The organism is Stenotrophomonas sp. PD6 (genome assembly GCF_049199305.1).
Taxonomy (GTDB): domain Bacteria; phylum Pseudomonadota; class Gammaproteobacteria; order Xanthomonadales; family Xanthomonadaceae; genus Stenotrophomonas.
In genome coordinates this window covers 1-10,708 of sequence record NZ_JBLZQD010000012.1, presented here as the reverse complement: position 1 = coordinate 10,708, position 10,708 = coordinate 1, and the positions used below count along the sequence as shown (strand labels likewise).

The 10,708-nt window shown below is 68.1% G+C and carries 10 protein-coding genes; 2 read left to right on the top strand and 8 right to left on the bottom strand.

All coding sequences use genetic code 11. The features are described from left to right. Positions 1–175: 175 nt before the first annotated feature. The 5 genes from ACOZHM_RS15410 to efp form a co-directional block, all read right to left on the bottom strand. Entirely contained in the window at positions 176–883 is a 708-nt protein-coding gene (locus tag ACOZHM_RS15410; RefSeq protein WP_421570191.1) for a squalene/phytoene synthase family protein, read from the bottom strand. Positions 884–1,078: 195 nt separating this feature from the next. After that, complete coding sequence (locus ACOZHM_RS15405; protein WP_421570190.1) at positions 1,079–1,774, bottom strand: phosphoglycolate phosphatase; 696 nt, start codon at positions 1,772–1,774, stop codon at positions 1,079–1,081. Next, positions 1,767–2,498 (bottom strand): bifunctional 2-polyprenyl-6-hydroxyphenol methylase/3-demethylubiquinol 3-O-methyltransferase UbiG, encoded by a 732-nt coding sequence (gene ubiG / locus ACOZHM_RS15400; protein ID WP_421570189.1) that lies wholly within the window; start codon positions 2,496–2,498, stop codon positions 1,767–1,769. The genes ACOZHM_RS15405 and ubiG overlap by 8 nt, the downstream gene beginning before the upstream one ends. 33 nt (positions 2,499–2,531) lie before the next feature. Next, positions 2,532–3,875: a TRZ/ATZ family hydrolase gene (locus tag ACOZHM_RS15395; RefSeq protein ID WP_421570188.1), complete on the bottom strand. Its 1,344-nt coding sequence runs from the start codon at positions 3,873–3,875 to the stop codon at positions 2,532–2,534. Positions 3,876–3,954: 79 nt separating this feature from the next. Next, positions 3,955–4,524, bottom strand: coding sequence for an elongation factor P (gene efp, locus ACOZHM_RS15390; RefSeq protein ID WP_421570187.1), 570 nt, complete (start codon positions 4,522–4,524; stop codon positions 3,955–3,957). A gap of 69 nt (positions 4,525–4,593) precedes the next feature. Here efp and epmB point away from each other — a divergent pair, with 69 nt between their 5' ends. Further along, entirely contained in the window at positions 4,594–5,622 is a 1,029-nt protein-coding gene (gene epmB / locus ACOZHM_RS15385; protein WP_421570186.1) for an EF-P beta-lysylation protein EpmB, read from the top strand. Positions 5,623–5,631: 9 nt separating this feature from the next. On the opposite strand, the gene ACOZHM_RS15380 is transcribed toward epmB, so the two are convergent. From ACOZHM_RS15380 to ACOZHM_RS15370, 3 genes are read right to left on the bottom strand one after another with little or no spacing between them, the layout of a single operon-like run. Beyond that, entirely contained in the window at positions 5,632–7,758 is a 2,127-nt protein-coding gene (locus ACOZHM_RS15380; RefSeq protein ID WP_421570185.1) for a putative bifunctional diguanylate cyclase/phosphodiesterase, read from the bottom strand. After that, positions 7,755–8,699 carry a phosphate/phosphite/phosphonate ABC transporter substrate-binding protein gene (locus tag ACOZHM_RS15375; protein WP_421570184.1) on the bottom strand — a complete coding sequence of 315 codons (945 nt, stop codon included), beginning with the start codon at positions 8,697–8,699 and terminating at the stop codon, positions 7,755–7,757. The genes ACOZHM_RS15380 and ACOZHM_RS15375 overlap by 4 nt, the downstream gene beginning before the upstream one ends. A gap of 56 nt (positions 8,700–8,755) precedes the next feature. After that, complete coding sequence (locus tag ACOZHM_RS15370; protein ID WP_421570183.1) at positions 8,756–9,526, bottom strand: RNA methyltransferase; 771 nt, start codon at positions 9,524–9,526, stop codon at positions 8,756–8,758. Positions 9,527–9,646: 120 nt separating this feature from the next. Between ACOZHM_RS15370 and ACOZHM_RS15365 the strand changes: the two genes are divergently transcribed. Then, complete coding sequence (locus ACOZHM_RS15365; RefSeq protein ID WP_421570182.1) at positions 9,647–10,474, top strand: inositol monophosphatase family protein; 828 nt, start codon at positions 9,647–9,649, stop codon at positions 10,472–10,474. Positions 10,475–10,708: the final 234 nt, after the last annotated feature.

Sequence of the window (10,708 nt, the reverse complement as noted above, 5' to 3'; positions counted from 1 at the left end):
TTTTGTTTTTTAAAAAAACCTCGCGCTTCTGCCCCCGCCGGGGGTGGCGTCCCTGTGGGGCCCCCCCCCCCCCCCCCCCCTGGGGGGGCCTCTACGCTCGTTCTTGCACCGCGCAGCCACGCATGGCGTGGCTCTACGTTCGTTCTTGCACCGCGAAGCCACGCATGGCGTGGCTCTACCCTCTTGCCGCCCACCAGGTGCGCAGCAACGTGCGGACCGGGGTGGCCTTGAGCTCCTGGCCCTGCGACCACGCCTGCTGGCGCGTGCGCGCCAACGAGGCATACAGGCGGCGCGGGCGCGGGCCGGGCACGCGGGCCGGCCAGTCGCGCAGCAGTTGCTGCGCCCAGCGTTGCGCGGCGTCGCCATCATCCTGGGCAAGCAGCGAACGCGGCACCGCCGCTACGCCGGCCTCATGCAGGCGCTGGGCCAGGGTCTGCAGCACGATCGGGCCGGCCACGTCGCCGCGCGCCGGGGTGTCGAACAGCACCGCTTCCACCGCCGCCACGGCCGCAGCGTAAGCCTGCAGCGCGCGCCGTGCCTGCGCCGGGTCGACCGCTACCGCGCGCGCCTCGATCAGGTCCGGCAGCGTCTGCGCCAGTTCGGCCCACGGCGCACGCACCGGCTCCAGCAGCCGTCCGAGCGGATGCCGCGAGCGCTGCGCGGACCAGCTGCGCAGCTCCTCGCCCCACCACGCCAGCTTGGCGTCGGCCGGCATCGGGTCGCCGGCGGTGTTGAGGATGTCGTCGAATTCCTGCAACAGCGCGAACCACGCCACCACGAGGGGGCGTTGGGATTCGGCGATGAACGGCTCGGCCACCTGCCATTCCGGCCAGCGGGTCCGCCATTTGTCGAGGAAGCTGTCGAGGGCGGTGGGGGTGGTCATTGCGGGATTCCTTGTGAAGCGCGCATCGACCAACGGTCGATGCCTACCAGTGTTGATTGACCCACGGATTGCCCGGCATTGGCGTGATGCCGGGCGACCGGAGGGCCGGCCAACGGCACGCCCGCCGTCGGGACAGGCACCCTGCGGGCCGTCCCGTCGCGACGTTGGGAACGGCTCCTGCCGTTCCCTTCGGCGCTACCGGCGGCTAGGCGGCCACGCCGCTGCCTGCTGCAATTCCGCCGGCTGTTCGATCATGACCTCGGCGCCCCAGGCCAGCGGGTCGTCGGCGTCCAGGCGGTAGCCCCACAGCGCGGCCACGGAGGCCATGCCGGCGGCGTTGGCGGCCACGATGTCGCGCTCGTCGTCGCCGACATAGATGCAGATGCCCGGGTCGATGCCCATGCGCTCGGCGGCGGCCAGCAGCGGCAGCGGGTGCGGCTTGCGCTGGGCCAGGGTGTCGCCACCGATCAGGACCGCGCAGCGCGTCTCCCAGCCCAGCTGCGGCAGGATCAGCCGCGCCAGGTACTCGGGCTTGTTGGTGACGATGCCCCAGGCACAGTCGGCCGCCTCCAGCGCCTCCAGCATGCCGGCGACGCCGTCGAACAGCACGGCGTGCTGGCCGATCAGCGCCTCATAGCGATCCAGGAACTCGGGCACCAGCGCGTCACGCGCCTCCTGCCCCAGTTCGGGAAACGCCACCGACACCATCGCCCGCGAGCCCTTGGAGACCACCGGGCGCAGCGCGTCCAGCGTGATCGGCGCGCGGCCACGCTCGGCCAGCATCGCGTTGGCGGTGGCCAGCATGTCCGGCGCGCTGTCGAGCAGCGTGCCGTCCAGGTCGAACAGGACGGCCTGCGGGAACAGGCCCGCGTGGACGCCAGACTCAGCCATTGACCGCATCGTCCGGCTTGACCGCATGGGCCAGGTAGTTGATGTCGGTACGCGAGCTCAGGCGGGCACGGTTGCGCCACGGTTCGTAGGCCATGCCGCTGACATCGCGCAGGCTGAAATCGGCCTCGCGCAGCCACTTGCCCAGCTCGGCCGGCTTGATGAAGTCCTGGTAGTGGTGCGTGCCCTTGGGCAACAGCCGCGCGATGTACTCGGCACCGACAATGGCCACGGCGAACGCGGCCGGGGTGCGGTTGACGGTGGACAGGAACAGCTGGCCACCCGGCTTGAGCAGGCGGTGGCAGGCGGCGATGATCGCGCCCGGGTCCGGCACGTGCTCCAGCATCTCCATGCAGGTAACCACGTCGAAGCTGCCCGGCTGTTCGGCCGCCAGGTCTTCAGCAGCCTGCACGCGGTAGTCGACGGTGACGCCCGACTCCAGACCGTGCAGGCGGGCCACCTTGACCAGCTCCGGGGCCAGGTCGATGGCGGTCACGTCCGCGCCGGCCTGGGCCAGCGCTTCGCTGAGCAGGCCACCGCCGCAGCCGATGTCGAGCACGCGCGCACCGCGCAGCGTGACGCGGTCGGCCACGTACTTCAGGCGCACCGGGTTCAATGCGTGCAGCGGCTTCTGCGGGCCGTCGGCGTCCCACCAGCGGTTGGCGAGCGCGGCGAACTTGTCCAGTTCGGCCTGGTCGAAATTGGTGGAAGCGTGGGGGGCATTCATGGGGAAATCCTCGGCGCGATCAGGCGCGGGCAATCAAGCACGGATGTGACGGATGCGCTCGCGCCACTGGCGGGCGTTGGCAACAATCGCGGCGGTGTCCATGCCGACCAGTTCGCGCTGGACCAGCTTGGGCTGCCCGGCGATCCAGACATCACTGACCTGGTGGCGGCCGGCGGCGTAGACAAGCTGGGAAAGCACGTGGTGCAGCGGCTGGGTTTCCAGCGCGGACAGGTCCACGCACACCAGGTCGGCCTGCTTGCCCACTTCGATGGAACCGATACGGTCGCCGAAGCCCAGCGCGCGCGCGCCGCCCAGGGTGGCCGCACGCAGCGTGGTGGCCGCGTCCAGCGCGGTGGCGTCGTTGGCGACGGCCTTGGCCAGGATCGCCGCGGTGCGGTTTTCGCTGAACATGTCCAGGTCGTTGTTGCTGGCGCAGCCGTCGGTACCGATGGCCAGGTTGACCCCGGCGCGCTGCAGGGCGCAGGCCGGGCAGAACCCGGAGGCCAGCTTGAGGTTGGATTCGGGGCAATGCACCACGCTGACGCCGCGTTCGGCGCACAGGTGGATTTCGGCCTCGGTCAGCTGGGTCATGTGCACCGCGATCAGGCGGTCGTTGACCAGGCCCAGCCGGTCCAGCCGCGCCAGCGGGCGCTGGCCGTGCAGCTTGATCGAGTCGCTTATTTCCTGCGCGGTCTCATGCGTATGCAGGTGCACCTGCATGTCCAGCTGGTCGGACAGCATGCGCACGCGTTCGAAATTGGCGTCGTTGACGGTGTACGGCGCGTGCGGGGCGAAGGAGGTGCCGATGAGCGGGTCGTTGCGCCACTGGTCGTGCAGTTCGCCGGCCTTGGCGAAGTACTCGTCGTCGGTCTTGGCCCAGGCGGTCGGGAAATCGATGATCACCGCGCCGACCAGCGCACGGAAGCCGTGCTGCTTGTAGACGGCGGCCTGGACGTCGGCGAAGAAGTAGTTTTCGTTGGCGCAGGTGGTGCCACCGCGCAGCATTTCGGCGATGGCCAGGGTGGTGCCGTCGGCCACGAACTCCGGCCCGATCACCGCCGCTTCCACCGGCCAGATGTGCTGCTGCAGCCACACCATCAGCGGCAGGTCGTCGGCAACGCCGCGCAGCAGCGTCATCGGGTTGTGCGTATGCGCGTTGACCAGGCCCGGCATCAGCGCCGCGTCGGGGCGCGAGACGGTCTGCTTCGGAGCAAAGCGCGCACGCGCCTCGGCACGCGGCAGGACGGCGATGATTTCGCTGCCGCGCACGGCCACGGCATGGTCTTCCAGCACCACCGCATGCGGTTCGATCGGGACCACGTAACCGGCTTCGATCAACAGGTCACAGGGTTCGGGAATGCGGTTGGTGTCGGTCATGCGGTCTCACTTTATCGATGAATCATTACGACAGCGCCGGGCAGAGCCCGGCGCCACCGTCATTCGACCGTGGGTCGAATTATTTGCCGGCGCGGGCCGAGTACTCGCCCGAGCGGGTGTCGACCTTGATGATTTCATCCTGGCTGACGAACAGCGGCACGCGGACCACGGCGCCGGTTTCCAGGGTGGCCGGCTTGCCGCCGCCGCCGGAGGTGTCGCCACGGACGCCCGGGTCGGTCTCGGTGATCTTCAGTTCCACGAAGTTCGGCGGCTGCACGAAGATCGGCTCGCCGTTCCACAGGGTCACGATGCAGGACTCTTCGCCCTTCAGCCACTTCTCGGCGCCGCCCATGCCCGACTTGGTGGCCTGGACCTGCTCGAAGGACTCCGGGTCCATGAAGTGCCAGTACTCGCCGTCGGTGTACATGTAGTTCATGTTGGTATCGACAACGTCAGCCTTCTCCACGTCGTCGGTCGCCTTCATGGTCATTTCGACCACGCGGCCCGACTTGATGAAGCGGTACTTCATGCGGGTGAAGGCCTGGCCCTTGCCCGGCTTGACGTACTCGGTCTCGGTGATGACCGCCGGTTCATTGTTGACCAGGATCTTCATCCCGTTCTTGACGTCGTTCATGCCAACAGTGGCCATGCTGAAACTCCTGAATGGGCAAACGCCGCGCAGGCGCGGCGAGCCGGATAGAATGGAAAAGCTACCCCTATGATAACCGCAGGCCCCCATTCCATGCAGCTCTCCGCCACGCCCCTGCCCTCCCCCGTACGCTGGCAACAGCTGTGGCGCGAGGCGGTGCGCGACCCGCGCGCCCTGCTGGGCCAGCTCGGGCTGGACCCGGACGAACTGCCGCTCTCGGCCGAGGCCGCCCAGCAGTTCGCGCTGCGCGTGCCGCAGGGCTTCATCGCCCGGATGCGCCACGGCGACCGCCATGACCCCCTGCTGCGCCAGGTGCTGCCGGTCACTGATGAGCTTCAACACGCGCCGGGCTTTACCCTGGACGCGGTCGGCGACGGCCTGGCCCGCAAGGCCACCGGGGTGATCCAGAAGTACCAGGGCCGGGCCCTGCTGGTGACCACCGGCAGCTGCGCGATCAACTGCCGCTACTGCTTCCGCCGGCATTTCGACTACGGCACCGAGAACGCGGCACGTGAAGGCTGGCGCGAGGCGGTGGACGCGATCGCGCAGGACCCGGGCATCGACGAGGTGATCCTGTCCGGCGGCGACCCGCTGTCGCTGGCCACCCACAAGCTGGTGGAGCTGACCCAGGCGCTGAAGCAGATTCCGCACCTGCGCCGCCTGCGCATCCACAGCCGCCTGCCGGTGGTGCTGCCCGAGCGGGTGGACGACGAGCTGGTGCAATGGATCGCCTCGCTGCCGTGGCCGGTGGCGTTCGTGATCCATGCCAACCATGCCAACGAGTTCGACGCGGCGGTAGACGCGGCGATGGCGCGCCTGCGCGACGCCGGCGCCACGTTGCTCAACCAGGCGGTGCTGCTGCGCGGCGTGAACGATTCGCTGCAGGCACTGCAGGATTTGAGCGAGCGCAGCTTTGCCGCGGGCGTGCTGCCGTATTACCTGTACCAGGTGGACCGCGTGCAGGGCGTGGCGCATTTCGAGGTGGACGATGCCACGGCGAAAGCGTTGCATGCGCAGCTGACGGCGAGGTTGTCGGGGTATCTGGTGCCGAAGCTCGTTCGGGAAATCTCAGGCGATTCCAGCAAACGCCCCGTCTAGGGGCGTTTTTCACCGTCCCGATTCAATCATCTCCACCACCTCGGTCGCGGTGATCGGCACGCTCAGCCAATACCCCTGCGCCAGGTCGCAGCCGCGCTGGCTCAGCAGGTCGAACTGCACTTCCTGCTCGATGCCCTCGGCCACCACGGTGATGCCCAGCGCATGCGCCATGGCGATGATCGCCGTGGTCAGGGCCAGGTCGTCCGGGTCGCGCTGCATGTCGGCCACGAAGCTCTTGTCGATCTTCACGCCGTCCACCGGCACCTGGCGCAGATGGCTCAGCCCCGAGAAACCGGTGCCGAAGTCGTCCAGCCAGACCTTCACGCCGGTGCGGTGCAGCTTGTCCAGCAGCTGCGCAGCCAGCATTTCATCGCCGATCACCGCCGTTTCGGTCAGCTCCAGGTGCAGGCGCGCCGCCGGCAGGCCGGTGTCGCGAAGGCAATCGGCCACCAGGGTCGGCAGCTCACCGCCACGCAGCTGGCGCGGGGAGACGTTGACCGAGACGAACATGCCCTCGCCATCGCTGGAATGCGGCCACTGCACCGCTTCCATGCACGCCGCGCGCAGCACCTTGGGCCCGATCACTTCGATCAGGCCGCTCTGTTCGGCCACTTCGATGAACACCGACGGCGGAATGGTGCCCAGGGTCGGGTGCTGCCAGCGCAGCAGCACTTCCACGCCCACCATGCGGCGGTCGCGGGTGCGGAAGATGGGCTGGTAGACCAGCCGCAGTTCGCCGCGCTCCCACGCGCCGCGCAGCTCCTGCTCCATGTGCACGCGGCGCTCCACCGCGTGGTCCATGGCCCGGCTGTAATAGCGGTAGCAGTTCTTGCCGGCGACCTTGGCCTGGTACATGGCGATGTCGCCATTCTTCAGCAGCGTGGTCGCATCCGCCGCATCGTCGGGGAACAGGGTCACGCCGATGGAGGTGCCCAGGAACAGCTCCCGGCCCTGCACCACCAGCGGCTTGCTCAGTTCGCGAACGAGGATCTCGGCCAGCTGGCGCGCACTCGCCGCCACATCGCCGTCGCCGATCAGGATCACGAATTCGTCGCCACCGAAGCGGGCGAGCAGCGCCTCGTCGCCACCGGCCTGGGCCACGGCGGCACTGATGCGCTGGGCGAACTGCAGCAGGGCCTCATCGCCGGCCTCATGGCCGAGGGTGTCGTTGACCCGCTTGAAGTCGTCCATGTCGGCAAACAGCAGGCCCAACCGGTGGTTGGAGGCCCGCGCGGCCATCAGCCGGTGGTCCAGCGCTTCGCGGAATGCCAGGCGGTTGGTCAGCCCGGTCAGGGCGTCGGTGTAGGCCATGTGCCGCACTTCGCGGTCGTGGCGGGCAATGGCCTCGCTCATGCGGCCGAACGCGCGCACCAGTTCGCCGACCTCGTCCTGGCGGTTGCTCTGGCTCAGCTGCGGGCGGTAGTCGCCCGCCTCGATCTGGCGGGCGGCGGCGGCCAGGCCACGGATCGGCGTCACCAGGGTGCGCTGCACGTAGATCACCACCAGCACCCCAATGCCGACCAGCAGGCCCAGCATCAGCAGCAGCCAGCCCAGGTGGCGCTTGCCCACCTGCTGCAGGCGCTCGCCCAGGGTCTGGTTGGCCCGCTGCTCCATGGCCTGCACGTCATCGAGCGCCATGCCGACGCGGACGCCGCCGATACGCTGGTTGCCGACCATGATCGGCATCGCGTTGTCGAGCACCTTGGGCGACTGCTGCACCACCAGCGTGCGCGCGGCAACGGCGCCGGACGCCAGCGGGTCCTGCATGGGCCGGCCGAAGTCGATGACCTCGGTGGAGCCGTCGTGAATCAGCTTGCCGTCCTCGTCGAACACCAGCACGTAGCGCACGACCTGCTGCCGCGAGGTGTTGCGCACCAGCGCGCCGACCTGTTCCAGGTCGTTGTAATACAACGGGTTGGCCAAGGCATCGGACAGCTCGCGCGCCAGGGCCTCGCCCCGGCTGCGCACGCTGCGGTCGAACAGGTCATGGATGACGTTGCCGCTGAGGTGCTTGACCTCATCCTGCATCGTCGCCTGGCGCCCCAACACCACGGCCACGATCGCCACCACCACCAACATCGCCCCACCCATCGCCAATACGAAGCGGGACTGCATTCCGGAACCCAACGGCCTCATTCCACTTCCATCCGCACGCGTGTAAGACCCTGTTTCAATTCATCCAAACGGTGCTGCATCTGCGCATCCACCCGATGGAACCCGGACGTACCAAAAAACTTATCCAGCGCATCCTGCGCCTGCGGATCCGATGCTGCCTCCAGCAACACCTGCTGCAACCGGTCGCGCACTTTCGGGTCGAGCCCCGCACGTACCACTTCCACCGCACGCGGGTACGGCTCGGTGCGGTAGATGACCCGGAAGTCGCGCCGGAACGTGGCCGGGATGCGGTGCGGGTCGCCCCAATCCACACTGCTCACGGCCCCCGCATCGACCACGCCCTTGTGTACGAAGGTGGCAATGTTGCCCTCCGAGCGCGCAAACACATAGCCCACCGTGTCCGGCGCGGCCGCGTCGCGCGCGGACAACAGGATCTCCGGGGTCAGCCCGTTCTGCAACAGGGTCATCACCGGCACCAGGTAGGCGCTGGTGGACGCCACGTTCTGCAGGGCCAGGGTGTGCCCCTTCAGCTCGGCCAGCGAGGTGATCGGGCTGTCGCGGCGCACGAAGAAGACGGTGTGGTAATCGCGCACGCCGCTGCGTTCGGTAAGCAGCAGGGGCTTGGCGCCACTGCGCAGGCCCAGGTTGACGGCGGTACCGGCGGTTTCGGTGACCCAGTCCACCCGGCCGCGGCGCAGGTAGCTGGCCATCTGCTGCGCATCGGGCGCCATCAGGATGCGGCCTTCGGTGATGCCGACGTCGCGCATGCGCGGAACCACGTAATCGAGCAGGGGCTGCAGTTGCGCATAGTGTGACTTGGGGTTGTCGCTGATCCGGCCCAGCACCAGCACGTGCTCAGGGTCTGCGTTGTCAGGGCCTGCGGCGGCCGCGCCGGTCATCGCGATGATGGCCAGACACAGCAACCCTCCCTGCAACAGCCATCGCAGTCCCGGCAATCCCATTCGCTCCCCCCAAGGAATCGAAACAGCCTACCCGAAAAAGTGAGACGTGCGTCAGCTCATTCGGGCTTCTGGTTCGCCAATCGCGCCATCCGCTGGGCATCGGACAGGATGCCGCGCAGCAGGCGCACTTCCTGTTCGCTCAGTTCGGTGCGCAGGAACAGGCGGCGCAGCTTGCGCATGGCCGAATCCGGGGCGCGGCCCTTGTGGAAATCGATATCGTCCAGCGCCTGGCCCAGCTGGCCGAACAGGCCTTCAACCTGGGCGTGGCTGGCCGGCTGTTCGCGGTATTCGGGGTCGGCCGGGCTGGCCGCCTCGACGCCGCCCAGGCTGGCCATGCGCAGTTCATAGGCCAGCACCTGCACGGCGGCGGCCAGGTTCAGGGAGCTGAAGTCCGGGTTGGAGGGAATATGCACGGCCAGGTGGCACAGCTGCAGCTCTTCGTTGGTCAGGCCGGTGCGCTCGCGCCCGAATACGAAGGCCACTTCGCCATCGGCTTCCGCCGCCTTGGCCAGGGCGCGCTGCGCGGCGACGCCGGGCAGCAGCTCTTCCAGCTGAACGCGGCGCGCACGCGCGGTGCAGCCCAGCACCAGCCGGCAGTCGGCCACGGCCTCGGCCAGGGTGGCCACGACGGGGGCGTCGCCCAGGACGTCTTCGGCGCCGGCCGAACGGCGGAAGGCCTCGTCATCCAGCGGTTTTTCGGGCGCCACGAGCACGAGCCGGCCCAGCCCCATGGTCTTCATGGCGCGCGCCGCAGCCCCCATGTTGCCGGGGTGCTGGGTGCCAACAAGGACGAAACGGATGCGGGACGGAGCGGTTTCAATAGACATGAACAGGCCAAACGCGAGCAGGACAGTCACAAATGGTAAACTGTGCGGCCGGCCTCTGCGCCGGGACCGCTCTTTTCCCCCGCCAGTACCCCCACTCTGCCTTTCCGGGAGCTTTTCGCCATGCAGAAACCCGCCGTCACCGTCATGGTCAAGGCCGCCCGCCTCGCCGGCAACGTCCTGTTGCGCAACATCAACAAGCTCGAGGCGTTGAACGTCGTGCAGAAGGGGCGTATGGACTATGCCAGTGAAGTCGATGCAGATGCGGAAAAGGTCATCGTCAAGGAACTGAAGCGCGCCTACCCTGAATACGGGATCATCGGCGAAGAAGGTGGCACCCAGGGTGCCAACCGCTATATGTGGGTCATCGACCCGCTCGACGGCACCAGCAACTACCTGCGCGGCTTCCCGCATTACTGCGTGTCCATCGCGCTGGTCGAGAACGGCGAGCCGATCGACGCGGTCATTTTCGATCCGCTCCGCAATGAACTGTTCACCGCCAGCCGCGGTGCCGGCGCGGTGCTGAACGACCGCCGCCTGCGCGTGGCCGACCGCAAGGACCTGGCCGGCGCGATGATCCACACCGGCTTCGCCCCGCGCGAGCGCAACCGCACCAGCGCCCAGCTGAAGGCGGTGGACGCGCTGCTGGTGCACGCCGAGGACATTCGCCGCACCGGTTCGGCGGCGCTGGACCTGGCCTATGTGGCCTGCGGCCGCGCCGACGCCTACTTCGAAGCCGGCGTGAAGGGCTGGGACATCGCCGCCGGCGTGCTGCTGGTCCGCGAGGCCGGTGGCCGCGTCTGCGACTTCAAGGGCGCCACCCCGGCCCGCATGGATGGTCGCGGCCCGGAGAACCATCAGATCGTGGCCGGCAACGTGAAGAACACCGACATCCTGCAGAAGGTGCTGGTCAACACCGGCTACGCCGCCGAGTTCGACGCGAAGTTCTGATCGGGTTTGATGTGTGATTAAAAGAACGGCGCCTTCGGGCGCCGTTTCTGTTTGTGGGGATCGATTGTCCAAACGGTAGGTACCGACCGTTGGTCGGTACCCAAAGCCTTGATCTGCGAACGTTCGCGCGCAGGGCCGGCGGGTGCGGGGGTACGGGACACGCTGCAAGTACGTCCATGTAAGCTCGTTCACGCCATCCATGGCGCTCTACGGTCCCGTACCCCCGCACCCCCC